This is a genomic window from Pseudomonas sp. HS-18, from assembly GCF_020401845.1.
Lineage (GTDB): Bacteria > Pseudomonadota > Gammaproteobacteria > Pseudomonadales > Pseudomonadaceae > Pseudomonas > Pseudomonas nitroreducens.
In genome coordinates this window covers 3,261,195-3,286,373 of record NZ_CP084413.1, presented here as the reverse complement: position 1 = coordinate 3,286,373, position 25,179 = coordinate 3,261,195, and the positions used below count along the sequence as shown (strand labels likewise).

Annotated in this window: 19 protein-coding genes; 3 read left to right on the top strand and 16 right to left on the bottom strand. The window is 66.3% G+C overall.

Annotated elements, in window-relative coordinates; translation table 11 throughout:
* The first annotated feature begins 125 nt into the window (after positions 1–125).
* The gene (locus tag LDJ84_RS15280) at positions 126–1,073 is read left to right on the top strand and encodes a LysR family transcriptional regulator (protein ID WP_024762504.1); all 948 of its coding nucleotides are present in this window, start codon (positions 126–128) and stop codon (positions 1,071–1,073) included.
* A 19-nt stretch (positions 1,074–1,092) separates the two neighbouring features.
* Here the strand turns inward: LDJ84_RS15280 and LDJ84_RS15275 are convergent, their stop codons facing one another.
* From LDJ84_RS15275 to LDJ84_RS15265, 3 genes are read right to left on the bottom strand one after another with little or no spacing between them, the layout of a single operon-like run.
* Positions 1,093–2,379, bottom strand: a complete 1,287-nt coding sequence (locus LDJ84_RS15275; protein ID WP_024762503.1) for an MFS transporter — start codon at positions 2,377–2,379, stop codon at positions 1,093–1,095.
* A 52-nt stretch (positions 2,380–2,431) separates the two neighbouring features.
* Positions 2,432–3,643: an acyl-CoA dehydrogenase family protein gene (locus LDJ84_RS15270; protein ID WP_037006526.1), complete on the bottom strand. Its 1,212-nt coding sequence runs from the start codon at positions 3,641–3,643 to the stop codon at positions 2,432–2,434.
* Between the two features lie 11 nt (positions 3,644–3,654).
* Complete coding sequence (locus LDJ84_RS15265; RefSeq protein ID WP_037013556.1) at positions 3,655–5,202, bottom strand: AMP-binding protein; 1,548 nt, start codon at positions 5,200–5,202, stop codon at positions 3,655–3,657.
* Positions 5,203–5,471: 269 nt separating this feature from the next.
* Here LDJ84_RS15265 and LDJ84_RS15260 point away from each other — a divergent pair, with 269 nt between their 5' ends.
* Positions 5,472–5,816, top strand: coding sequence for a hypothetical protein (locus tag LDJ84_RS15260; RefSeq protein ID WP_065083820.1), 345 nt, complete (start codon positions 5,472–5,474; stop codon positions 5,814–5,816).
* A 305-nt stretch (positions 5,817–6,121) separates the two neighbouring features.
* Here LDJ84_RS15260 and LDJ84_RS15255 read toward each other — a convergent pair whose 3' ends face one another.
* From LDJ84_RS15255 to LDJ84_RS15235, 5 genes are all read right to left on the bottom strand, one after another.
* Positions 6,122–8,068 (bottom strand): PAS domain-containing sensor histidine kinase, encoded by a 1,947-nt coding sequence (locus LDJ84_RS15255; protein ID WP_226044942.1) that lies wholly within the window; start codon positions 8,066–8,068, stop codon positions 6,122–6,124.
* Positions 8,069–8,142: 74 nt separating this feature from the next.
* Positions 8,143–9,306 carry a hybrid sensor histidine kinase/response regulator gene (locus LDJ84_RS15250; RefSeq protein WP_065083822.1) on the bottom strand — a complete coding sequence of 388 codons (1,164 nt, stop codon included), beginning with the start codon at positions 9,304–9,306 and terminating at the stop codon, positions 8,143–8,145.
* A complete protein-coding gene (locus LDJ84_RS15245) occupies positions 9,296–9,883 on the bottom strand; it encodes a chemotaxis protein CheB (protein ID WP_024762498.1) in 588 nt (195 codons plus the stop codon). The genes LDJ84_RS15250 and LDJ84_RS15245 overlap by 11 nt, the downstream gene beginning before the upstream one ends.
* Positions 9,880–10,698, bottom strand: a complete 819-nt coding sequence (locus LDJ84_RS15240) for a CheR family methyltransferase (protein ID WP_024762497.1) — start codon at positions 10,696–10,698, stop codon at positions 9,880–9,882. The genes LDJ84_RS15245 and LDJ84_RS15240 overlap by 4 nt, the downstream gene beginning before the upstream one ends.
* A gap of 1 nt (position 10,699) precedes the next feature.
* A complete protein-coding gene (locus LDJ84_RS15235; RefSeq protein WP_226044941.1) occupies positions 10,700–14,176 on the bottom strand; it encodes a response regulator in 3,477 nt (1,158 codons plus the stop codon).
* A 317-nt stretch (positions 14,177–14,493) separates the two neighbouring features.
* Between LDJ84_RS15235 and LDJ84_RS15230 the strand changes: the two genes are divergently transcribed.
* Positions 14,494–17,016 carry an ATP-binding protein gene (locus LDJ84_RS15230; protein ID WP_226044940.1) on the top strand — a complete coding sequence of 841 codons (2,523 nt, stop codon included), beginning with the start codon at positions 14,494–14,496 and terminating at the stop codon, positions 17,014–17,016.
* A gap of 2 nt (positions 17,017–17,018) precedes the next feature.
* Here the strand turns inward: LDJ84_RS15230 and LDJ84_RS15225 are convergent, their stop codons facing one another.
* The 8 genes from LDJ84_RS15225 to pqqA all read right to left on the bottom strand — a co-directional run bounded on the left by LDJ84_RS15225 (position 17,019) and on the right by pqqA (position 24,951).
* Complete coding sequence (locus tag LDJ84_RS15225; protein ID WP_084357819.1) at positions 17,019–18,713, bottom strand: NahK/ErcS family hybrid sensor histidine kinase/response regulator; 1,695 nt, start codon at positions 18,711–18,713, stop codon at positions 17,019–17,021.
* Positions 18,697–19,860: an alcohol dehydrogenase-like regulatory protein ErcA gene (gene ercA / locus LDJ84_RS15220; RefSeq protein ID WP_024762493.1), complete on the bottom strand. Its 1,164-nt coding sequence runs from the start codon at positions 19,858–19,860 to the stop codon at positions 18,697–18,699. Before ercA ends, LDJ84_RS15225 begins: the two co-directional genes overlap by 17 nt.
* Before the next feature lie 85 nt (positions 19,861–19,945).
* A complete protein-coding gene (locus tag LDJ84_RS15215) occupies positions 19,946–21,739 on the bottom strand; it encodes an alpha/beta hydrolase family protein (RefSeq protein WP_024762492.1) in 1,794 nt (597 codons plus the stop codon).
* A 2-nt stretch (positions 21,740–21,741) separates the two neighbouring features.
* Positions 21,742–22,890: a pyrroloquinoline quinone biosynthesis protein PqqE gene (gene pqqE / locus LDJ84_RS15210; RefSeq protein ID WP_226044939.1), complete on the bottom strand. Its 1,149-nt coding sequence runs from the start codon at positions 22,888–22,890 to the stop codon at positions 21,742–21,744.
* A complete protein-coding gene (gene pqqD / locus LDJ84_RS15205; RefSeq protein WP_024762490.1) occupies positions 22,862–23,140 on the bottom strand; it encodes a pyrroloquinoline quinone biosynthesis peptide chaperone PqqD in 279 nt (92 codons plus the stop codon). Before pqqD ends, pqqE begins: the two co-directional genes overlap by 29 nt.
* The gene (gene pqqC / locus LDJ84_RS15200) at positions 23,140–23,889 is read right to left on the bottom strand and encodes a pyrroloquinoline-quinone synthase PqqC (protein WP_065083829.1); all 750 of its coding nucleotides are present in this window, start codon (positions 23,887–23,889) and stop codon (positions 23,140–23,142) included. The genes pqqD and pqqC overlap by 1 nt, the downstream gene beginning before the upstream one ends.
* Before the next feature lie 28 nt (positions 23,890–23,917).
* Complete coding sequence (gene pqqB, locus LDJ84_RS15195; RefSeq protein ID WP_065083830.1) at positions 23,918–24,832, bottom strand: pyrroloquinoline quinone biosynthesis protein PqqB; 915 nt, start codon at positions 24,830–24,832, stop codon at positions 23,918–23,920.
* Positions 24,833–24,879: 47 nt separating this feature from the next.
* Positions 24,880–24,951 (bottom strand): pyrroloquinoline quinone precursor peptide PqqA, encoded by a 72-nt coding sequence (gene pqqA, locus LDJ84_RS15190; RefSeq protein WP_003106462.1) that lies wholly within the window; start codon positions 24,949–24,951, stop codon positions 24,880–24,882.
* Positions 24,952–25,179 lie beyond the last annotated feature (228 nt).

The following is a 25,179-nucleotide window of genomic DNA, read 5'->3' as shown; positions in this document are numbered from 1 at the left end:
TTTCTTATCGTTACCGTCCCTTGATCTGCGCGGATGAGTCGATACTAAATAGCCGCCGGACGACGAACAAATATCGTCTTCAGATGGGCCCCATAACAAACCGGCATGGCCGGAAAGGCACGACGATGACCCTCAAGCAGTTGCGTTACCTGATCGCCATCGCCGAAGCCGGCAGCTTCTCCGCCGCCGCCCGCAAGGCGTATATCGCCCAGCCGGCGCTGAGCCGGCAGATCGGCATGCTGGAGAGTGAGCTGGAAGTGCAGTTGCTGCTGCGCCAGCACGACGGCGTTGATCTCACCGATGCCGGCCGGCGCCTCTATGAGGTGGCCCGCTCGGTGGTGCAGAAGATCGATTCGGTGAAGGACGAGCTGATGTCCAGCCGCGGCGATCCGCGCGGGCGGGTGTCGGTGGCGATTCCAGTGACCACCTCTGCCCTGCTGCTGCCAACGATCATCCGCCGTGTGCAGGAGAAGTTCGCCGGCATCGAGCTTGTGGTGCGCGACGGCCTGAGCAAGGAAGGTGGTGAAGCCATCGAGCTGGGCAAGGTGGATTTCGGCATCGTGCCCAACGCCGAGGAGCTGGAGGGCGTCATTGCCGAGCCGATCTTCGTCGAGCAGCTCTACTGGGTCGGACGCCTGCCGCTGGCCAGCGAAGGCGACACCGTGACCCTGGCCGAGGCGCTCAGCCAGCCGCTGGTGATGCCGCCGCGCAGCATGCACCTGCGCCGGCGTATCGAGCAGGCGGCGATGTCAGCCGGGGTCGAGCTGAATGTGAAGTACGAGCAGCAGTCCGCCGTGGGAATCACCGGCCTGGTGGTCAGCGGGCTGGCGGCGACCATCAGCAACTGGCCGCCCATCGAGGTGGCTTCGCAGCCGCTGGCTCGGCGCATCGTCGAGCCGCAGATCGAGCGCACCGTTTCCATCGCCCACTCGGCGCACAAGCCGCTGAGCTTCGCGGCGTCCTGCGTGCATGACCTGGTGCGCGAGCTGCTGGTGGAAGCGGTGGCCAGCGGAGCGTGGAAAGGCGAGCTGATCGCGCGCTCGCCTCTGCCGGCGGTCAATCTCCTCGATTGACCGCGATACGCGGGGAAGCTCAGCTGGGGCTGAGCAACGCCATCGACAACTGCGCCCGCGAACGCTGCGGGCGCAGCCAGGCCAGGCCGACCAGTCCCGCCACCACCAGCAGCACGCCGCTGACCGCAAAACCGTGGGCGTAACCTGCTCCATCCAGGCCACCGGAGCGTTGTACCAGGAAGCCGGTGACGATGGGCGCGCTCAGCCCCGCCAGCGAGGCGAAGGCATTGCCGATAGCCAGGATGCTGCCGCGCTGCGCGGTGGGCGTGACTTCGGCAAGCATCGCCGGGCCCACGGAGTACATTACCAGCGCCAGGCCGCCGCTGAGGGTCATGTAGGTCATGCGCAGCGCCACCGGCAGGTCCGCCAGCAGGCTGATGGACAGCACGCCGCTGGCCATCAGGCAAGCCGAGACGAATACGCCCCTGGCCACCCGCGACGACAACCCGGCGCGCAACAGGCGCTGCGACAGCCACGCCATGAACAGGCTCAGCGGCATGGTCACCAGCACGAACAGGCCAAACAGCCGCCCGGCGTTCATCGCGCTCAGGCCCAGGCCGCTCTCCAGGTAGGCCGGCACCCAGGTCAGTGTCAGCGCCAGCGACCAGTTGGCGGCGAAGTGGCAGAAATAGTTGGCCAGCACCGTGCTGTCGCCCAGCAGACGGCGGTAGGGCAAGCGTTCGGCGCCCTGCCCGCTGCGTTTCCCATCGGCCAATTGGCCTTCGCTACCGAGCAGGAGCCAGGCCACACACCACGCCAGCCCGAGCACCGCCAGCACGGCGAAGTTGCTGCGCCAGCCGTAATGGGTGCTGACCCACGGGATCATCAGCCCGGCGATCAGCAGGCCCATGGCGCTGCCCGAGTGCAGCAGCGCGACCGGCAGGCTGCGGCGCTCGTCCGGGAACCACTTGTACAGCGCATGGGTGGCGACCGGCGAAGCCGGCCCCTCGCCCACACCGAGCAGCACCCGGCAGGCCACCAGCGTCCATAGCGAAGTGGCATAGAGCATCGGCAACTGCACCAGCGCCCAGAAGGCGCCCATGCCCAGCAACAGCCAGCGGGTGGAGCGGCGGTTGGCGAGGAAGCCACCGACCACCGCGGAGAGGGAGAACAGCCAGTGCAGGCTGCCGCCGACCAGGCCGAACTCCGCTGGCGTCAGGTCCAGCTCCTTCATCATCGGCACCGCCACCAGGCCGGTGACCACCTTGTCGAGAAAGTTCACCAGCATCATTGCCGCCAGCAGGAAGGCGACCGTCCAGGCCCGGCGGGGCTGGTAGGCATGCTCTTTAGCAGAAGAATCTTGCATGTCGCTTATCTCTCTTGTTCTTGTCGGGTGCAGTGCCTGAGTGTCCCGCCGATCAGTCGGGCATCAGGATGCCCTTGGCGATGGTGTTGCGCTGGATTTCACTGGTGCCGGTGAGGATGCGCATCATACGGGTCGCGCGGAACAGCCACTCCACCGGATGGCCATTGATCAACCCGGCTCCGCCATGCACCTGCACTGCGCGGTCGGCAATGCGGAAGGCGGTTTCCGAGCTGAACACCTTGCACATCGACGACTGGGTGCGGATGTCACCGCCCCCGTCGTAGCTGGCCGCCGTGGCGTACATCATGCTGCGCGCGGCATACAGTTCTGTGGCCATGTCAGCGATCATGTGGCTGACCGCCTGGAACATGCCGATCGGTCGGCCGAACTGCACCCGCGAGCGCGCGTAATCCACCGACAGGTTCAGCGCCAGCTCGGCCATGCCGAGCATGGTCGCGCAATGCAGCAGGCGGTTCAGGGTGATGCGCCCCATGGCCAGCTTGAAGCCCTTGCCCTCCGCGCCGATGCGGTGCGCCACCGGCACCTTCACCCCTTCGAGGAGGATGTCACCGTGGGTACCGGGGCCGGACATCGCCTGATAGTCGGAAACCACCTTCGCCCCCGGCGCCGACAGATCGACAAAGAATGCCGAGATGCCTTCCGCGCCTTTGCCCGGCCCGGTCACCGCCAGCAGCACGGCGAAGTCCGCGTAGGGCGCGCCGGAGATGTAGCGCTTGGCGCCGTCCAGTACGTAGTGATCACCCTCCAGGCGCGCGCTGGTCCTGATCGCCGTGGCGTCGGAGCCAGCCTCAGCCTCGGTCAGGGCGAAACACACGGCCTTCTCGGCACGGCACACCGGGCGCAGGAAGTGCTCGATCTGCTCCTCGCTGGCCACGCGGAACAGGTGGCCGACTCGCGGCGGGCCGCTCAGCTCGCCCAGCACATGGGCTGCCAGCACCGCGCCGCTGCTGGCAGCGGCTTCCTTCACTGCGCACAGGTCGGCGATACCCAGGCCGGCGCCGCCAAGCTCTTCGGGCAGCATGATGTTGTAAAAGCCGCGCTCGCAGGAGCGCTTCCACAGATTGCGCAGCAGCTCGCGGGAGTGCTTTTCGCCAAAGCGGATGCCTTCGCGCTGCTCCAGCGGCTGCAGCTCTTCGCGCAGGAAGCCGCGCAGATCGTCGATGATCGCCTGCGCTTTGGCGCTGGGCTGAATACCCGGATAGCTCGCGTGCACGGAGCTCGTTTGCAGAGAGTCAGCTTGCATGGTAATTTTCCTCAGATCCGCCGATCCTGGTTCTGCCAGTAGGGCTCGCGCACCAGGCGGCGCACGATCTTGCCGTTGGGGTTCTTCGGCAGTTCGCCGACGAAGTCCACGCTGCGCGGCTTCTTGAAGCCGGCCAGCTGCGCGGCGCACAGCTCGATGATCCGTGCCTCGTCCAGCTGCATGCCAGGCTTGAGCACCACCACCGCCTTGATCGCCTCGCCCCATTGCTCATCAGGTACGCCAACCACCGCCGCCTCGAAGATTTCCGGCAGGCTGTAGAGCACCTGCTCCACTTCGGTCGGGTAGATGTTGAAGCCGCCGGAGATGATCATTTCCTTCTTGCGGTCGACGATGAACACGTAGCCGTGCTCATCCACCGTGGCGAGATCGCCGGTGAGGTAGTAGCCGTCGCGCATGACCTCGGCGGTCAGCTCCGGCGCCTGCCAGTAGCCCTGCATGATGTCCGGCCCGCGCACGACGATCTCGCCGATCTCGCCGGCCTTCACGTCCTCGAAGTCCTCGTTGACCACCCGCAGGTCGGTGTCGAAGTAACAGCGTCCGCAGGAAGCCAGACGTTTGGGGTCATCCAGCGCGGCGATGTGGTCCTGTTCGGTGAGCACGGTAACCAGTGAGCAGGTCTCGCCAGCGCCGTAGCCCTGGGCGAGGATCGGCCCGAACACCTGCATGGCACGTCGCACCAACGCCGGTGCCATAGGAGCAGCGCCGTACATCACCAGGCGCAGGCTGCTCAGGTCGTAGGTTTCCACAGCAGGGAAGTTCACCAGGCGGTTGATCATTGCCGGCACCAGGAACAGACGGGTAACGCGTTCGCGCTCAATGGTCTCCAGCAGCAGGCGGTCGTCGTAACGCTCCACCAGCAGGTTGCAGGCACCGGCGGCCAGCAGCGGCAGGATCTGCATGCCGCTGGCGTGGGTGATCGGGCCGACGTGGGCCATCACGTCACCAGGGCCGGAGCGACCGGTGGGGCTGGCGATGCTCTTGCGCACCAGCGCCTTGCGGTTGCCGACGCTGAGCATGGCGGCCTTGAGCACGCCGGAGCTGCCGGAGGTGTAGTGCAGCACGGCCAGGGCGTCGTCGGCGGGGTCGCAGCTGATGGGAGCCTCCGAACCTCGCTCGAGGACCTGCTCGTAGGGCACGTCGCCCCCCTCGTCCGCCAGCGGAACTATCAGCTGCAGGTCCGGCAGCTCGGCGCGTCGCTGGTCGATCAGCCGGGCGAAGGTCGCATCGGCGATCACCGCCTGGCTGCGCGAATCCTTCAGCACGCTGAGGACTTCATCGGCAGCCAGGCGCGCATTGATCGGCACCTTGACCATGGCGGTCTTGTAGAAGGCGATCTCCGCCTCCACCAGTTCGACACGGTTGAGCGCCAGGATCGCCACATGGGCGCCCGACTCCAGCCCCAGCGCCAGCAGGCCCGAGGCCAGTCGGTTGGTGCGGCGTTCGAGGTCGGCGAAGGTGATGCGTTGGCGGGAATCGACCACGGCTTCGCGGTCAGGCCAGTAAAGCGCGCTACGGCGCAGGATTTTACCCAGGTCCACTTGTTGTTCTCGTTGTCGGGGAAGACATCCGAGATGCTAAGAGCCGCGCGCCGCGTCCGGCCAATACCATAGGTCGATGCCGGCCATGCCGGAATGCGATGGCAGTCTGGCGTGCAGGACCGGGACCGTTCGTCCCTCGCCGCGAACGGCCGCGCGCGGCGCCGGTCTTCCGATCAGGCGGCCACAACGATATCGCCGACTGCCAGTGCTCGTACCGAGCCGCACACGCTTAACCACCCGCGCTGGAACCGATCTGGGAGGTGCGAACGATGGGCTGCAACGAACACCGCGATCTTGAGCGTACAGAGGGCCTTCGTCGCCTGCTCGACGAAGGCGCGCTGGTGGCTGACAGCCGTCAGGAAGTCCTCGCCCGCTATATCCTCAACCACGGTTTCGCCGCGCTTTCCGAGACGCAGCAGCAGGAATTCCACGACGATCTGCTGCCGCTGCTCGACCTCCGCGACCGCAGCGAAGGCCTGATGCCCCAGGGCAGCCTGGACTCTGCCATGGCCGAGCCCGGCATCAATGACCCGGGCAATGAAGACCCCGGCTCGCTGATCGAGGTGGAGGTCGCCGAAGGCCTGCGTCCGAAACGCCGGCCGACACGGCACTGACCTCGATTACGCACACAGCTATCGTCCTGAGCACCTGAGCAGAAGAGGCGCGCCATGCGCACAGGTATGGCGCGCTCCCGTAGGGGCGCAGCAGGCGGCTATTGCTCCGGCCGGGGTACCGGCTCCTCCGGAGGCTGCTGCATCGGCACCTCCTCGGGAAAGTCCTCGGGAATCTGGCTCTCACGGTCGGGCGGAGCTTCCTGTGGCTCCGGTCGCTGGGCATACGAGTGGGCGTGCATGACAGAACCTCCTGAGCATTGGCAGTCCCTATTGGGCTGCGCCCGGGACTGGGAGGTTCGCTTTTTCTACCCGCCGTTTTTCACTCGCAACAGCAGTGCCAGCAACTGATCGCGATCGAACGGCTTGGGCAGGCTCAGCAACGAGTCGGCCAGGGTATCCACCCGTCCGGCGTAGCCAGTGGTGAGCACGCAGGTCAGCTCTGGATAGGACTGGCGCACCTGCTGTATCAGCAGCATGCCGTCCATGTCCGGCATGGCGAAGTCGGTGATCATCAAATCGAACGCCGATTGCTCCAGCAACTGCAGGGCCGCTCGCGCCGAGTCGGTTCGCGCCGCCATGCAGCCGAGGTCGGCCAATAACGCGCTGGTGCCGGCCAGGACCAGCGCATCGTCATCCACCACCAGCACTCGCAGCGCCAATGGTTCGTTCGGTTCGGCCCGCACGACCGTTTGCGGGTCCTCCGCCACCTCCAGCCCCGCCTTCGGCTTCACCGCCGGCAACCAGATTTCCGCCGTAGTGCCCTGCCCCGGCGTACTGCGCAGCAGCAGCGCTCCACCCTGCTGCTGCGCCAGGCCGTGGACGATGGACAACCCTAGCCCGGTGCCCTTGCCGGTGGGCTTGGTGGTGAAGAAAGGCTCGGCGGCGCGACGCAGGGTATCCTCGTCCATGCCCTGTCCCGAGTCGGTCACAGCCAGGCACACGTACTCCCCCGGCGCCAGCTTGCCGCTCTGCTGCGGCCCGACCTGGGCGTTGCGTCCCGAAAAGGTGATGCGGCCACCGCCTGGCATGGCGTCCCGAGCGTTGGTGGCCAGGTTGATGATCGCCAGCTCCAGCTGGTTCTGGTCGCTCATCACGCAGTCCAGCTGAAGCGGAAAGCGGGTCTCCAGGCTGATGGTCGGGCCCAGGGAGCTGACCAGCAGTTCGCTCATGTCCTGCAGCAGCGCCGGCAGTTGGATCGGCTGCGGGAACAGCCGCTGCTTGCGGGCGAACGCCAGCATCCGCTGCGTCAGCTGGGCGCCACGGCGAGTCGCCTCCAGGGCATTGCGCCAGATGGTCTGGATCTTCTCATTATCCTTCGGTAACTGCCGTTCGAGCAGTTGAAGACCGCCGAGGATCACCGTCAGCAGGTTATTAAAGTCGTGGGCGACGCCACCGGTAAGCTGGCCCAGGGACTCCATCTTCTGCGACTGGATCAGCTCATCGCGAGCGCGCTCCAGCTCTTCCTGGGCGCGGCGCTTGTCGGTGATGTCGCGGGTGATCTTGGCATACCCCAGCAGCTTGCCGGTGTCGTCGAACACCGGATCAATGACGATATTGGCCCAGAAGCGCGAGCCGTCCTTGCGCATCTGCAAGCGCTCTTCCTCGTAGCGCCCCTCGGCCAGTGCAGTATCCAGGCTGGCCCGCGGGACGCCGGCCTGGCGGTCCTCGTCGCAGTAGAAACAATCGAAGCGGCGGCCGATGATTTCCTCCGGATGGTAGCCCTTGATTCGTTCGGCTCCGGAGTTCCAGCTGGTGACATTGCCCTCGGCATCGAGCATGTACAGGGCATAGTCGGTCACGCCATTGACCAGCAGGCGGAACTGCTGCTCGCTGCGCCGCAGGGCCAGCTCCGTCTCATGCTGTTCGGTGCGGTCACGGGTGATCTTGGCAAAGCCCAGCAACTCGCCTTCGCTGCTGCGGATGGCGTCGATCACGACGTGGGCCCAGAACGAACTGCCATCGCGATGCAGGCGCCAACCTTCGCTCTCGTAACGGCCGACCCGCGCCGCTTCGCCCAGTGCCCGCTCGGGCAGGCCGGCCTCGCGATCAGTGGGCGTATAGAACCGCGAGAAATGCTCGCCGAGGATTTCATCGGCGGCGTAGCCCTTCAGCCGCTGAGCACCGGAGCTCCAGCTACTAACCCGACCATCGGGGTCGAGCATATAGATGGCATAGTCGGTTACCGCCTCGACCAGTAGGCGGTAGCGTGCGTCTTCGACGAGTTGGGCGGTGCTGGCAGTCTTTTCGGGCATGAAATCTGCTCTCTTGGCTCATTGGAGCAAAGCATAGGCTCAGGCACGTCACTTCGAATGCCGCCGGACGGCGCTCAATCCAACGGCAGGTAGACGCAGAACTCCGCCCCCTGCCCCGGCTCGCTGCGCACCTCGATGCGGCCGCCGTGGGCCTGGACGATCTGTTCGGAAATGAAGAGCCCAAGCCCCAATCCGGCGACGCGGGTTGCGCCGGCGCCGCGCTCGAACTGCTGGAAGATGCGACGCTGCTCCTCGGCGCTGATGCCATCGCCGTGGTCGCGTACGCAAAGCTGTGCCTGGCCCCCGTATACCGCAACCGTCACCTCGACCGGCTGGCCGGGGCCATAACGCAGGGCATTGCTGACCAGATTGCTGATCACCTGCTCGATACGGTACGCGTCCCACACACCCTCTACCCGCTCCAGCGCGCTCAGGCTCAAATCGCAGCCGACAGCCTGGGCTTGGATGGCAAAATTGCCCAGCACGCGGCGGGCAATGTCGGCGAGATCGGCCGCTTCCGGGCGGATCGACAGCTTGCCGGTGCGAATGCGCGAGACGTCGAGCATGTCCTCGATCAGCCGGGTCAGGCCGACCAGTTGGCGCTCGTCGCGCTCGAAGAGCACACCCAGGCGATCCTGGGCGAAGTGCTCCAGCTTGCCCTTGGCCAGCTGCAACCGGCGCAGCTGGGTATCCAGCATCAGGCCATTGAGCGGCGTGCGCAGCTCGTGGGAGACGATGGACATGAAGTCATCGCGCATCTTCACCGCGCGCTGCAGCTCCACCTGGGTCTCGCGCAGCTCCGCAAGCAGCGCGTCCTGTTCGGCACGTGCCTGCTCCAGTACCTTGCGCTGGCGGTAGAGGTCGACGAAGACGTTCACCTTGCTGCGCACCGCGTGGTTGTCCAGCGGCTTGTAGAGGAAGTCCACCGCGCCGCTTTCATAGCCCTTGAACGCGTAATTCAGCTCGCGCCCGGCGGCAGTAACGAAGACGATGGGAATGTTCTTGGTGCGCTCGGTGCCCCGCATCAGCTCGGCCAGGGCGAAGCCGTCCATGCCGGGCATCTGCACGTCCAGCAGCGCCAGGGCGAACTCATGTTCCAGCAGCAGCGACAGCGCCTCGTCCGCCGAGGAGGCCTTGAACACCTCACGGCCCTCGCCCTTGATCAACGCTTCCAGTGCCAGCAGATTCTCCGGCAGGTCGTCGACGATCAGCAGTTTGCTTCCCTGGTTACGCAGCATGTCGGGGGCCCATTCGGAGCAGGAGCGCGTGAATCTCGCGCAAAGGGAGAATGTAGTCCGGGGCGTGCAGTGCAATGGCCGCTTCCGGCATGGTGGACACGGCGGCTTCGGCCGGGTCCTGGACGATGCTGAGACCGCCCTCGCGGTGGATGTGCGCAAGGCCTTCGGCGCCATCCTGGTTGGCGCCGGTCAGCAGGATGCCGGCCAGCGCGCCGCGGTAGGCATCCGCCGCCGAGTCGAAGAGGATGTCGATCGAGGGCCGGGAGAAGTTCCGCGGCGCCTCGCGGCTCAGGGCAAAGGTGAAATCCCGCTCGATGGACAGGTGGTAACCCGCCGCGGCGAAGTACAGCGTTCCCGCCTCAATCGGTGCCTTGTCGTGTGCCTCGCGCACCGGAATCTCCAGGCGCCGGGCGAACAGCTCGACCAACTGGCTCTCGTGGCTCTCGGGCAAGTGCAGAACCACCACCATGGGTAGGGCAAAGTCCGCCGGCAACCCGTCAAACAACTGGAACAAGGCATCCACGCCGCCCGCGGAGGCACCGATGACCACGGCCCGCACAGCTCGTTGCGTGTTCATCGCTTGCGGAACACCCGTTCGCGGCGGTTCACCACCTCGAACTCCGAGGCGAAGTCGGTGAAGTCCAGGCTTTCCTTGCTGCCCAGGCCGAGGAAGCCGCGGTGGCACAGCGATTCGTGGAACAGGCCGATGGCGCGGTTCTGCAACTGCCGGTTGAAATAGATCAGCACGTTGCGGCAGGAAATCAGGTGCGTCTCGGAGAACACGCTATCGGTCGCCAGGCTGTGGTCGGCGAAGGTCACGTTGGCCCGCAGCATCTTGTCGAACAGCGCGCCGTCGTAGGCCGCCGTGTAGTAGTCCGAGAGCGAGCCCTTGCCGCCGGCGGCGCGATAGTTCGCGCTGGCCTGCGCCAGGTCGTCCACTGAGTAGATACCCCGCCGCGCCTGCTCCAGCGAGCGCGGATTGATGTCGGTGGCGTAGATCAGCGTGCGCTCCAGCAGCCCCTCTTCATGCAGGAGGATGGCCAGCGAATGGACCTCCTCACCCGTGCTGCAACCGGCCACCCACAGGCGCAGCGACGGATAGGTGCGCAGCACCGGCACCACCTCCTGGCGCAGCGCGAGGAAGTAGCTGGGGTCGCGGAACATCTCGCTCACCGAGATGGTGAGGTACTGCAGCAGCTCGTGGAACGCATGCGGGTCGTGCAGGATGCGCTCCTGCAACGCCGAGATACTGCGGCACTCGAACAGTTGGGTGGCATGCAGCACCCGGCGCTTGAGCGAGGTGCCGGAGTAGTCCCGGAAGTCGTAGCTGTACTTCAGGTAGATCGCCTCGATGAGGAGGCGCAGCTCGATGTCCTGGCTGCGATCAGGCATGTCAGATGCGCTCCAGCTTCGGTAACCAGACACGGATCAGGGAGAACAGACGGTCGAGGTCGATGGGCTTGGCCAGGTAGTCGTTGGCGCCGGCGCGCAGGCACAGCTCGTGGTCGTCCTTCATCGCCTTGGCGGTCACGGCGAGGATCGGCAGCTTCTTCCAGCGCGCGTCCTGGCGGATCAGGCGCGTCGCTTCGTAGCCGTCCATCTCCGGCATCATCACGTCCATCAGCACCAGGTCGATGTCGCCGACCTCAGCGAGTTTCTCGATGGCCTCGCGGCCGTTGCGCGCCACTTCCACGCGGGCGCCCTTGTGCTCCAGGGCACTGGTGAGGGCGAAGATATTGCGCACGTCGTCGTCCACCAACAGGATGCGCCGCTCCTCGAAGGCCCGGTCGCGATTGCGCGAGGTGCGCAGCATGCGCTGGCGCTCGCTGGAGAGTTGCGACTCGACCTTGTGCAGGAACAGCGTCACCTCGTCCAGCAGGCGCTCTGGCGAGCGCGCGCCCTTGATGATGATCGAGCGCGAGTACTTGAGCAGCTCGGCCTCCTCGTCGCGGGTCAGGTTGCGCCCGGTGTAGACGATCACCGGCGGGAAGGAGCAGATGTCCTCCTCGCCCATGCGCCGCAGCAACTCGTTGCCCTGCATGTCCGGCAGCTTCAGGTCGATGATCATGCAGTCGTAGATGTTCTTGCGCAGCAGCTCCAGGGCCTGCTCGCCCTGCTCCACCGCGGTGATCTCGATGTCGTCGTCGCCGATCAGTCGCGAGACGCTGTCGCGCTGCAGCGGGTCGTCCTCCACCAGCAGGATGCGCTTGACCTCCTGGGTCAGCTTCGCCTCCAGCTTGCCGAACACCTCGCGCAGTTGCTCGCGGGTGGTGGGTTTGAGGGCATAGCCGATGGCGCCCAGGTGCAGGGCCGCTTCGCTGCGGTCTTCCACCGAGACGACGTGCACCGGCACATGGCGGGTACGCGGGTTGGCCTTCAGGCGTTGCAGCACGGCGAGGCCGGATTCGTCGGGCAGGTGCATGTCCAGCAGGATCGCGTCGGGACCGTGCTCGTCGGCCAGGCGCAGGCCCTCCTCGGCGCCCATCGCCACCAGGCAGCGATAGCCCAGCTCGTGGGCCAGGTCGTAGAGGATGCGGGCGAATTTCGGTTCGTCCTCCACCACCAGCACGCAGCGCTGACCGATATTGAGCTGCTCGCGGTCATCGGCAAAGGCAGCGGCGACGGGCGCATGGACCACCGGCGGGGTCATCGGGACTGGCGCTGCGGGGACGACCGGCGCGGGTGTGCTGGCCACATCGGTTTCGACCGGCGCCTCGTAGTTCAACGGCAGCAACAGGCTGAACACGCTGCCTTCGCCCGGTTGGCTGCTGACGATGATGCTGCCGCCCAGCAGGTGCGCCAGGTCGCGGGAAATCGACAGGCCCAGGCCGGTGCCGCCGTAACGGCGGGTGGTGGCGCCGTCCGCCTGCTGGAAGGCCTCGAAGATGCGCTGCAGCTGGTCTTCGGCGATGCCAATGCCGCTATCGCGCACGTCGAAGCGCAGCCCCTCGGGCGCAGCGCTGACACGCAGCGAGACTTCGCCGGCATCGGTGAACTTGAAGGCGTTGGACAGCAGGTTCTTGAGGATCTGCTCGACCCGCTGACGGTCGCTGAACAGCAGTGCCGGAGTATCTTCGGCGACTTCGGCGACGAAGCGCAGGCCCTTGTCGTCGGCCTGCGGGCGGAACAGCCCCTCCACCGCTTCGACCAGGCGTCGCACGCTGGCATTCTCCGGGCGCACCTCCAGCTTGCCGGCCTCGACCTTGGAGATGTCGAGGATGTCATTGATCAGGTTGAGCAGGTCATTGCCGGCACCATAGATCGACTCGGCGAACTTCACCTGCTCGTCGTTGAGATTGCCGTCCTCATTGTCCGCCAGCAGGCGCGCCAGGATCAGCGAGCTGTTGAGCGGGGTGCGCAGCTCGTGGGACATGTTGGCGAGGAACTCTGACTTGTAGCGGCTGGCGCGCTGCAATTCGTCGGCACGCCGCTGCAGGTCCAGGCGTGCCTGGTTCAGCTCGGTGTTCTTGCCATCGAGGTCATCGCGCTGCGCGGCCAGCTCCTGGGCCTGCTCGGCGAGGCGCTCGTTGGTCTGCTCCAGCTCGGCCTGTTGCGCCTCGAGGTGCGCCTGGGACTCCTTGAGCACCCGCGACTGTTCTTCCAGCTCCTCGTTAGCCGTCTTCAGCTCTTCCTGCTGGACTTGCAGCTCTTCATTGAGCTGCTGGGTCTCCGCCAGTAGATCCTGCTGGCGCTGGCGGTACTGAGCCGAGGCGATGGCGCTCCCCAGGGGCTCGGCGACGTTCTGCAGGAAGGCCTGGTCGCGCTCCTCCAACTGGCGCAGAAAACCCAGCTCCAATACACCGACAACGCCGCCATCGTTAAGCAGCGGCAGCATCGCCACGCTCACCGGCTGGCCATTGCCCAATGCCGAATTGACCTTCAGGTAATCCGGCGGCAGGCCGTCTACCATACGCAGCTTGCGCTGACGAGCGGTTTGGGCGATCAGGCTTTCGCCCGGGGCGAAATAGTCCTCGCCCAGCGCATGGGCGGCGAACCCGAAGGTGCCGGTCAAGCGCAGCCCGCCGTGATCATCACGCACGTACAGCGCCCCCACCGGGGACGCGACGAATTCACCCAGGAAGTCCATCAGACTGCGTCCCAGATTCGGCAGCGACTGCTGACCGATCAGTTGCTCGCCCAGACGACTCTGACCGTCGCGCAGCCAGGCTTGACGCTGCAGTTGTTCGTTGTGCAGCACCTGGCGACGCAGGGATTCGGCGTAGGAATCGGACAGGCTGACCAACTGCCGGCGCCCGAAGTACGCCAGCAGCGTGCCGACCACGATGCTGAACACCAGGTACAGTACAACCACCCCGGTCGACAGGCTGGTGGCGAACTGGTTGCGGTCGTGGCGCAGTTGCTGCTCGGTGTTGATCAACGAGGCGTACTGGGCGCGGATAGCGTCCATCATGCTCTTGCCGCGCCCGGCCTTGATCGCGTCGGAGGTATCCTCGCCCTGGCGGCGCTGCTCGATCATCTGCTGGGCGAAGGTCATCCACTCGTCCTGCATCGAAGTCAGGCGCGAGACCCGCTCGACCTGTGGCGGGTTGTCGGCGACCAGCTCCGAGAGGCTCTTCAGCCCGGCGTTGATCCGTGGCCGTGCCTGTTCCAGCGGTTCGAGGAAGCGCGGATCGCCCGTGATCAGGAAGCCGCGCAGGCCGCTCTCCTGGTCGACGCTCAGCCGCTGCATCTCGTTGGCGCTGGAGATCACCCGGTCGGTGTGCTCGACCCAACCGAGCACATTCAGCATGTACAGGATCAGCCCGATGAACAGCACCGCGCCCAACAGGCAGATGCCCAACGGCAGGGCCATGTTGCGCGCAAGGATGCGGCGGAAGGCGCTTTCGTCGGCGACGGGTTTCTGGTTCATACAGACGAATTCCCTGTTGGCTGCCCTTCCTGGATGCGGTCCGCCACCGGGGTGGCGCCTGCGACAGAGGCCAGGTAAGTACTTGAAGTTATTGTAAGAACATTCGTAAAACAGCAGAAATAATAACGCGAAGAGTTGTAGGCTACCTACCCAGCTGGCGAATTGACACGCGTTCTTGTGGGACGTTCGATCTATTTTCGACAGGGCTCGCCGCCGGAGCGCAAAAAAGTGGAATTTTCTTCCGCCGGGCGTTTCCAACCCCTGATAGGGAATTGTTGATCAACACTGTACGAAGGATCAGACGCAGGGTCTGCTCGATGCCAAGCTCTCCCGGGGAAACCTCAAGGTCACCCGCGCCGTTCACCGGTGACCTCCTCAACAGCAGCGCCATGGCGCCGCTGATCCGCCAGCACGACTGGGCGGCAACGCCGCTCGGCCCGATGGACCAGTGGCCGGCCACGCTCAAGGGCATCCTCGAGGTAGGCCTCAACTCGCGCCTGCCGGTGTGCATCTACTGGGGCCCGGAATTCGTCCTGCTGTACAACGACGCCTGGAGCGTCATACCCGGCGACAAGCACCCCGCCTGCCTGGGGCAGCCGGCGCGGGTCGCCTGGTCGGACATCTGGTCGATCCTCGACCCCATGTACAACGGCATCCTGCAGACCGGTGTCGCCGCCCATGAGGAAGACCGCCTGCTGCCCATGGTGCGTTTCGGCTATGTCGAAGAAGCCTACTTCACCTACAACGTCAGCCCTATCTTCGGGCCGGACGGCAAGCCCGTCGGCCTGTTCAATACCGCCGTGGAGACCACCGGCAACGTCATCCAGCAACGCCGTCAGCGCCTGTTGACCCGCCTCGCCGAGCGTCTTGGCCAGGCCGATGAGATCACCCAGGTCTGCGCCCAGGCCCTTGCCCTGCTCGCCGAAGCCGCCCATGACGTGCCGTTCTGCCTGCTCTACCACGCCGGCACTCTGCTCGGCGCCTGCGGCACCGATGCCAGCGACCGCTTCGTCCCGGCGCGGCTGACGGCCGACGATGACCCGCTGCACCTGTTCAACGGCCTGCAGCAGCCGCAGCAGTCGCCGCTGGGCAGTCAGTACGCGCGCGCGTTCGCGCCCTGGCCGGAAGTGCTCGACAGCACCTACGCCACCCCCTTGGACGGCCATGCCGACAGCCTTGCGGTGTTCGGCATCAGCCCGCGCCGGCGGCTGGACGAAAGCTACGCCAGCTTCTTCAACGATCTGGCCGCCCTGCTCGGCCATGCCCTGGCCGCTGCCCGCCAGCGCGCCGAGGAGCGGCGGATCAAGGAAGCGGTGCAGGAGGAAGCGCGCCAACGCACCCAGGAGCGCGACCGCGTGTGGGCCATGAGCCAGGACCTGCTCTGCGTGCTCGATCACCGGGGCGTGCTGCGCAGTGTCAACCCGGCGTGGAGCAGCCTGCTGGGCTGGAGTGAAGAGCAGCTCAGCGGCCGCAACAGCGAGGAGCTCGTGCATCCCGACGACCTGGCGCCCAGCATCGGCACCCGCGCCACCCTCGCCCGCGGCGAGCGCCTGCAGCACTTCGAGAACCGCATGCGCCACGCCGATGGCAGCTACCGCTGGATTTCCTGGCATGCCAGCGAAGACAACGGTCTGATCTACGGCTGCGGCCGCGACGTCACCGAACAACGTCGCGCCGCTGAACTGCTCGAACAGGCGCAGTCCGCCCTGGCCAATGCCCAGCGCATGGAGGCGGTCGGCCAGCTCACCGGCGGCATCGCCCACGACTTCAACAACCTGCTGGCGAGCATCCGCTTCAGCCTCGACCTGATCACCCGCCGCGCGCCGGCCAGCGCTCAACCCGAGCTTGACCACATCCTGCATGCCGCCACCCAGGCCACCGAGCGCGCCGCCGAGCTGACCCACAACCTGCTCGCCTTCGCGCGCCGCCAGGCGCTGGCCATGCACCCGGTGGACCTCGGCCAGCAGTTGCGCCAGTGGCAGGACGAACTGAGCGAGCGCGCCGGCCCGGATGTCGCAGTGGAGCTGAGCCTGAAAGAGACGCACAGCGTGCTGACCGACCGCGACCAGTTGCACAAGGCCATGCTCCACCTCGTGGACAATGCCCGCGACGCCATGCCGGGCGGCGGACGCCTGGACATCGTCCTGCAGCGGCACACGTTCAGCAGTGGCGACCATGACCTGCCGGCCGGCGACTACCTCGCCCTCGCCCTGCAGGACAATGGCCTGGGCATGAGCGAAGCGACCCGCACCCACGTTTTCGACCCCTTCTTCACCACCAAGGGCATCGGCCCCAACAGTGGCCTGGGCCTGTCGATGGTCTACGGCTTCATCAAACAGTCCGGCGGGCATATCCGCCTGCGCAGCGAGCCCGGCCAGGGCACCTGCGTCACACTCTATTTCCCGAGAGGCTCCACCGTGGTCGACATCCCCCAGATTCCTGCAACTCCCGCCGCAACCGCCAACCAGCAACTCTGTGTCCTGGTCGTCGAAGACAACGACCTGGTACGCATGCTCACCGTGGAGGTACTGGAGGAAATCGGCTATCAGGTGCTGCAGGCCGAGGATGCCGAAGAGGCGCTGCCGGTCCTGCAGGGCGACACTGCCATCGACCTGCTGCTCACCGATGTCGGCCTGCCGGGCATGAATGGCGAAGAGCTGGCCGCCGCCGCGCGGGAGGCCCGACCGGAGCTACCGATACTGTTCGCCACCGGCTTCGCCGAGATCGTCCACATCGACGGCAGCGAGCTGGCCACGCGCATGTCGATGATCGCCAAACCCTTCTCCATCGACGCGCTGCGCGACAAGGTCAACGGCATGCTGGGGCGCAAGGACGGTTGAGTTCAGTTGCTGAGCAAAAGGCTCAGCGCCGCGCGGAGCTTGCCCGGCTTCACCGGTTTGTTCAGCAGCGGCATGCCCAGCCGTTGCAGGGCGCGGCGGCAGTCGTCGCTGCGGTCGGCGGTGATCATCACCGCCGGCAGTTCACGCTGGAAATACTCGCGCAACCCGCGTACCGCCTCGCAGCCGGTGCCTCCATGGTCGAGGTGGTAGTCGGCCAGGATCACCTCCGGCGCCTTGCCATCCAGCGCCTTCAGCGCTTCCTCGTAGTTCGTCGCCGACAGCACCTGGCACCCCCACTGCCCAAGCAACGCGGCCATGCTGGCGAGGATTGCCTCTTCGTTGTCGATGACCAGCAGGCGCCGTCCCGGCAGCGGGTCGCCGGTGACCGGACGCGGGCCGCTCTCGACCCGGCCCGGGTGCTGCAGGTCGCGCGCGAGCGGCACTTCGATGGCAAACACCGAACCACGCCCAGGCACCGAGCGTACCTGCACGCGACAACCGAGGATGCCGGCGATGCGATCGACAATGGCCAGCCCCAGCCCGACCCCCCTGCGGTTCGCCGCGCGGCCGGCATCGAGCTGGTTGAATTCGAGGAAGATCGCTTGCAGCTGGTCCGCCGGAATCCCGCGCCCGGTGTCCCAGACTTCCAGACGCAGGTTATCGCCGCGTCGACGCGCCGCCAGCATCACGCTGCCCCGCTCGGTGTAGCGGCAGGCGTTGCTGAGAAGGTTGCGCAGGATACGTGACAGCAGGCGGTGGTCAGTGCGCACGGCCACCACGGGAATCCGTGAGCGCAGGCGCAGGCCGGCGGCTCGCGCCACCTCGTCGAATTCGGAAACCAAGGGGCCGAGCAGCTCGCCCAGCGGGTAAACGTCCAGGTCCGGGCGGATCGCGCTCTGGTCCAGCCGGGCAATCTCCAGCAGATCAGTGAGCAGATCCTCGGCACCTTCCAGCGCCTGGTGCGTGCGCTCCACCAGCACCTGCTCGGCGTTTGGCAGCTTGCGTTCGCGCAGAGTGGAGACCAGCAGACGCGCGGCATTGAGCGGTTGCAGCAGATCGTGGCTGGCGGCGGCCAGGTACTTGTCCTTGCTGTTGTTGGCCGCCTCGGCGGCGTCGCGCGCCTCGCGCAACTGCTGGTTCAGGCCTTCCAGCTCGCGGGTGCGTGCGGCGACGCGCTGCTCCAGTTCCTCGTTGAGGCTCTGCAGGCGCTGCTGGGCCTGGACGCGTTCGGTGATGTCGGCGACGAAGCCTTCCACCAGTCCTTCTTCATCGGGCTTGATCAGCAGGTTCATCAGCACGATGACGTGGCTACCATCGCGGCGACGCAGGCGCGTCTCATAACCGAACAGGCCATCGCGCTCGCGCAACAGCGTCAGGATTCGGCGCATCTCCGCTTCGCCCTCGACGAACAGCTGGCTGGCCATGTCCGGGAGGCTCCACAACACCTGCTGCGGATCGTCGTAGCCGAGCATCCGCGCCAGCGCCGGGTTGGCGGCGCGCAGGCCCTGGCTCAGGCTGGCCTGGAAGATGCCGTGGACGGCGTGCTCGAACAGCCATTTGTAGCGGTTGCGCTCGGTTTCCAGCTCGTCCAGGCGCGCCACCAGTTCCGGGTAATGGCTCTTGCGTGCGGAATGGCTGCCCAGCCCGAGCAACCCGGCCAGGGCTTGTTGTTGCTGCTCGTCAGAGGGCCTCGCCATATACCACCTCGACATCGCGCAGGCTGGATTCGCGAGGATTGGTGAGGATGCACGGGTCCTGCATGGCATGGCGCGAGAGGAACGGAATATCCGAACTGCCAACGCCATGCAGGCCGAGGCTTTCGTGGAAGCCCACGGCGTTCTTCAGGGCGATCAGGTGTTCCACCAGGCGCTGGCGGATCTGTGCGTGGTTCATGCCGCGGCAGTCGATGCCGAAGGTCTCGGCAATCACCTTGAAGCGCTCGGGAGCGGCGCTGTAGTTGAAGGCCACCACGTGTTCCACCAGTACGGCATTGCACAGCCCGTGCGGCAGGTCGAGGTAGCCGCCCAGGCTATGGGACATGGCGTGCACCGCGCCGAGGATCGCGTTGGAGAACGCCAGCCCGGCCTGCATGCTGCCCAGCATGATCTTCTCGCGCAGGACGATGTCCGCCGGATTGGCGATCATCTGCACCAGATTACCGTTGATCAGCCGCATCGCCTCCAGCGCGTGGGGGTCGGTGAGGGGGCCATGGCCGGTGGAGACGAAGGCCTCGATGGCATGCACCAGGGCGTCGATGCCGGTACAGGCAGAGAGGAACGGGTCCATGGTCAGGGTGGTTTCCGGGTCGATCAGCGACACGTCGGGCACCACTGCCTTGCTGACGATGGAGAACTTCATCCGCTCGTCCTGGTTGGAGATGATCACGAACTGCGAGACGTCCGCCGAGGTGCCGGCGGTAGTGGGAATCAGGATCAGCGGCGGGCTGGGCACACGCAGGGTGTCCACGCCCTCGAACTCGAGGATATTGCGGCCGTGGGCGGCGACGATGCCAATGCCCTTGGCGCAGTCCATCGGGCTGCCGCCGCCGACCGCGACTATCACGTTGCAGCCTTCGCTGCGGTAGACCTCGGCGCCGCGCATCACTTCTTCGACACGCGGATTGGGCGAGACCTCGGTGTAGCGGCAGAAGGGAATGTCCTGGGCGGCCAGGCTGGCTTCGATATCGGCGACCCAGCCGGCGGCGACCACGCCCGGGTCTGACACCACCAGCACCTTGCGGGCGCCGAAGGTTTTCACGTAATTGGCGACATTGTGCCGGCATCCGGCACCGAAAATGATCTCTGGCGAGACGAATTTGCGCAGCTGGCTGAGCTCGTGGGACATCGGGGGCTCTGTCGTTATTGTTATGGGATATTTCCGGCAGCCTACTGTATCCGTCAGGTATTGCAATGCGACCTTGGCAGACGATTCAGACGTCCAGTAGAGCCTGGTAAAAGCGCCACTCGGCCTCCAGCGCGTGGGCGAGGTTGGCGGCCTGGCGGAACCCATGACGTTCCCCGGCATAGCGGTGCACCGCCACCGGCAGGCCGCGCCGACGCAGCGACTCGACCATGGCATCGGTCTGCGCCGGCACCACCACCGCGTCCAGTTCACCCTGGAAGAAGATCACCGGTGCCTTGATCTGCCCGGCCAGCAGCACTGGGGTGCGCTCGCGGTAACGCCCGGCGTCCTGCTGCGGATCGCCGATCAGCCAGTCCAGGTAGTCCGCCTCGAACTTGTGGGTCACCCGCGCCAGTGCCTGCGGATCGCTGACGCCATACAGGCTGGCGCCCCCGCGCAGTCCCTCCAGCCGCGCCAGCGCCATCAGTGCGCTATAGCCGCCGGCACTGGCGCCACGCACGAAGACACGCTGGCGATCGATGCGCCCGGCGTTGCCGAGGTAATCCAATGCTGCGCCAATGTCTTCCACTTCCACCCGGCCCCAGCCCAGGTGCAGGCGTTCGCGATAGGCGCGGCCGTAGCCGCTGCTGCCGCGATAGTTGATATCCGCGACGGCAAAGCCGCGGCGTGTCCAGAACTGGATGCGCCCGTCGAACACCGGGTAGCTGGCCGAGGTCGGCCCGCCATGCAAGAAGACCACCAGCGGAGGCGTTTCCGGGTTGCCGTGGGCTGGATAGAAGAAACCGTGACCACATTCGTCTTCGCCCACCGGGTAATGGAAGGCCTCGCCACGGGACAGCTCTGCCTCGGGTAGCGGCTTCTCACCACCGGATAACACCTGGGTGGAGCCATCCACCCGGCGGATGGCCAGCAGCGTCGGCAAGCGATCCGGTGCGGCGGCGATGCAATAGAAGTGGAGCTCATCTGCCGCCAGCGCGCGAAAACGGCTGTACTCCGGCGCGAGCCGGCGCTCGCCACCGCGTCCGTCGTAAAGCACCAGCACGCCGCGTCCTTCTTCGTAGCGCGTCGCCAGCAGTTGCCCACGCGGCAACGGCAGGAAGGTGTGCCCGCCCAGTTGCCAGGGCGCGCCGGCGTGATCGGCGGCGGCGCACGGCAAGGCACCCAGTACCTCGTGGTACGGCTGCCAGTAGCCGGCACAGTCGCTCAGCCAGTGCAGGCGCCCATCCTCGGCAAAGCGCGGCTGCTGGATGGACTCGTGGCGGGCCTGCCCGGCCAGGCAGCGCTCTTCGCCGGCGAAGGACTCGCACAGGCGGGTGCGCGTCCAGGGCTGGTGGGGGCGATCCCACTCCACCCAGGCGATACGCTCGCCATTGCGCTCCGCCACCGGCGATGCGTAGAAGTCCGCGCCGAAGGCCATCACCCGGCGCCGGCCATCGGCGTCGAGACGAACAATACGATGGCTCACCCCGGCGCTACCGTTCTCCTCTTCCACCGCCAGGAGTGCATTCCATGCCGGAACGAAGTGGAGGTCGCCGTAGCGGCAATCTTCGCGGTGGGTAATCGGCCTTGGCGTGCCGCCCAGGCGCAACCAGTACACCTGCTGGTCGCCCTCCTCCACCCAGGCTACGCCGTCGGCAGTTGGGCAGCAGGAGCCGCCGCCGTACTCGTAGACGCGACTGCGTACCGAAGCGCCCGGTGGCGTCAGTTCGCGGCTCTGTCCTTCGCGGCGCAGGAACAGTCGGCAACGCGCACTGACAGGGTCGAACGCGGCCCACAGCAATCCGCCGTGGGCCACGTGCAGCTCGGCAAAGTCCCCCGCGGCGGCTACCGCGCGCTCGGCGCTCCAGTCGCTGTCGTGCATCCTCAGGCCTTGCAGATCAGCTGCGAAGCGCGCTCGTTGCGCAGGGTCAGCGCGCTGAGTGGCATGGCGGCGGTTTCCGCCTCGCGGCGGGCATCGAGGATGATCCCGTGGTGGGCGGACTTGGCGCACACCGGATCGGTGGCTTCGGCATCGCCGGTGAGCATGAAGGCCTGGCAGCGGCAGCCGCCGAAGTCGCGCTCCTTCTCGTCGCAGGAACGGCAAGGCTCGGGCATCCAGGCGTCGCCGCGGAAACGGTTGAAGCCGAAGGATTCGTACCAGATGTGCTGCAGGCTGTGCTCGCGCACGTTGGGGAACTTGACCGGCAGCTGTCGTGCGCTGTGGCAGGGCAGCGCGGTGCCGTCCGGGGTGACGTCGAGGAACACGCTGCCCCAGCCGCCCATGCAGGCCTTGGGGCGCTCCTCGTAGTAGTCCGGCACCACGAAGATCAGCTTGCACGGGTTGCCGGCGGCGGCCAGGCGCTCGCGGTATTCGGCGGTGACGCGTTCGGCCCGTTGCAGCTGTTCGCGGGTCGGCAGCAGGCCGGCGCGGTTCAGCTCGGCCCAGCCGTAGAACTGGCAGGTGGCGAGCTCGACGAAGTCCGCCTCCAGCTCGATGCACAGCTCGATGATGCGGTCGATGCTGTCGATGTTGTGCCGGTGGGTGACGAAGTTCAGCACCATCGGGTAGCCGTGGGCCTTTACCGCGCGGGCCATGGCGAGCTTCTGGGCGAACGCCTTGCGCGAGCCGGCGAGCAGGTTGTTCACCTCCTCGTCGGCGGCCTGGAAGCTGATCTGGATATGGTCGAGCCCGGCGTCGGCGAACTCCTTCAGGCGCTTCTCGTTGAGGCCGATGCCGGAGGTGATCAGGTTGGTGTAGAAACCCAGCCCACGCGCGGCGGCGATCAGCTCGGCGAGGTCCTGGCGCACCAGCGGTTCACCGCCGGAGAAGCCCAGCTGCGCCGCGCCCATCTCGCGGGCCTGGCGGAATACCTCGATCCATTGTTCGGTGGACAGCTCTTCGCCGCCCCTGGCGAAGTCCAGCGGGTTGGAACAGTACGGGCACTGCAGCGGGCAACGGTAGGTCAGCTCGGCCAGCAGCCAGAGCGGTGGCCCTACCGGCGCCTCAGCGCAGTTCGATCCAGAATTGCGCATGGGCCACCTCGAGGAATGCCAGGATGTCTTCGTCGATGCCCGGCACGCCGGGGAAATCGGCACGCAGACCATCGATGATGCCGGCGACGTCGGCCTGCCCGTCGACCCGACCGAGAATCGCCCCGGCGCTGTCGTTGAGCTTCACCATCCCTTCAGGATAGAGCAGCACGTGGCAACCCTGGGCCGGCTCGAACTGCAGGCGGAAACCCCGGCGCAGCGCCGGGATGCTGTCCAGCGAAGGCAGACTCATCACAGCAACCCCCTGTGCCATACGCGCTCGGCCGTTACCGTGTGGTACGGCGGGCGCTGCAGTTCATAGGCCATGCTCATGGCGTCGAGCATGCTCCAGAGCACATCGAGCTTGAATTGCAGGATTTCCAGCATGCGCTCCTGGGCCTCGCGGGTGCGGTAGTGCTCCAGGGTGATGCGCAGGCCGTGCTCGACGTCGCGGCGCGCCTGCGACAGGCGCTTGCGGAAGTAGTCGTAGCCGCAGGCATCGATCCACGGGTAGTGCTGCGGCCAGCTGTCCAGGCGCGACTGGTGGATCTGCGGGGCGAACAGTTCGGTCAGCGAACTGCTGGCCGCTTCCTGCCAGCTGGCGCGGCGGGCGAAGTTGACGTAGGCGTCCACGGCGAAGCGCACGCCGGGCAGCACCAGTTCCTGGGACAGCACCTGCTGGCGGTCCAGCCCCACCGATTCGGCCAGGCGCAGCCAGGCCTCGATGCCACCCTCTTCGCCGGGCGCGCCGTCGTGGTCGAGGATGCGCTGCAGCCATTCGCGGCGTACGTCGCGGTCCGGGCAGTTGGCGAGGATCGCCGCATCCTTGAGCGGGATGTTCACCTGGTAGTAGAAGCGGTTCGCCACCCAGCCCTGGATCTGCTCACGGGTCGCGCGGCCTTCGTACATGGCCACGTGGTACGGGTGGAAGATGTGGTAGCAGGCGCCCTTGGCGCGCAGTGCCAGCTCGAATTCGGCGGGGCTCATGGCTTCGCGGGTCATCGCGAGGTTCCTTCTGGAAAAAGAGCCATCAAAGGAAAATCCCCATCCCGTCGAATGCCACCTCGATGCCGCGCGCGTCCAGTTCGGCGCGTTCGGGCGAGGCGATGTCGAGGATGGGATTGGTGTTGTTGATATGGATGAGCACCTTGCGCGGCCCGTCGATGCCGTCGAGCACCTCTATCATGCCGCCGGGGCCGCTCTGGGCCAGGTGGCCCATCTCGCTGCCGAGCTTGTCGCCCACCTCGCAGACGCGCATTTCGTCGTCGCGCCAGAGCGTGCCGTCCACCAGCAGGCAGTCGGCACGGCGCATCCAGGCCAGCAAGCCGTCGTCCACCTGGCCCAGACCGGGCGCGTAGAACAGCTTGCCGCCGGTAGCGGTGTCTTCGACGAACAGGCCGATGTTGTCGCCCGGATGCGGGTTGCCCCGGTGCGGCGAGTACGGCGGTGCGCTGCTGCGCAGGGCGATGGCGGTGATGCGCAGGCCCGGGCAGGCCGGGATGACGAAGGGCTCGGCATCCAGCTCGATGAGGTTGTGCTTCAGCCCGCCGTTCCAGTGCGACAGCATGGGGAACAGCGGGAAGCCGGTGGACAGGTCCTGGTGGACCATCTCCGTACACCACACCTCGTGCGGGCAGCCTTCGCGCAGGCTGAGCAGGCCGGTGGTGTGGTCGATCTGGCTGTCCAGCAGGACGATGGCGGCAATCGCCGAATCGCGCAGGCGCCGCGCCGGCTGCAGGGCCGGGAAGGACGCCAGCTGGGCGCGGATGTCGGGGGAGGCGTTGCAGAGAATCCAGCTCTCGCCGTCGTCGGATAGCGCGATGGAGGATTGCGTGCGTGGTTGCGCGATCACGCTGCCGTCGCGTACACCGCGACAGTTGCGGCAATTGCAGTTCCACTGGGGAAAGCCGCCACCGGCGGCCGACCCGAGAATTCGGATGTGCATGACAGTGCCCCGTGGGCAGGGGCCCCGGCGGACCGGGGCGCAGTGGATCAGCGGTTGGCGAAGTACAGGGTCACTTCGAAGCCAAGGCGCAGGTCGGTGAAGCTAGGCTTGGTCCACATGGGTCTGTCCTCTTTCTTGTTGGAAGGCACCGGAAGAACCGGCAAGGTCGAGTAAAACACCAGGGTCAGGCTCCCCGAATGATACTTTCGAAGGAGATTCCCCCCTGATTTGGTAGCGGGCCCGCGACAGCTGTCGCGCCCCGCCGCTACAACTGTCCCATGGCTGCGACAGCCGCTGCCCGGTTGCGCCCGCGCCCTTGGGCGGCGGGCGCTCTGGCGCGGGGCTCG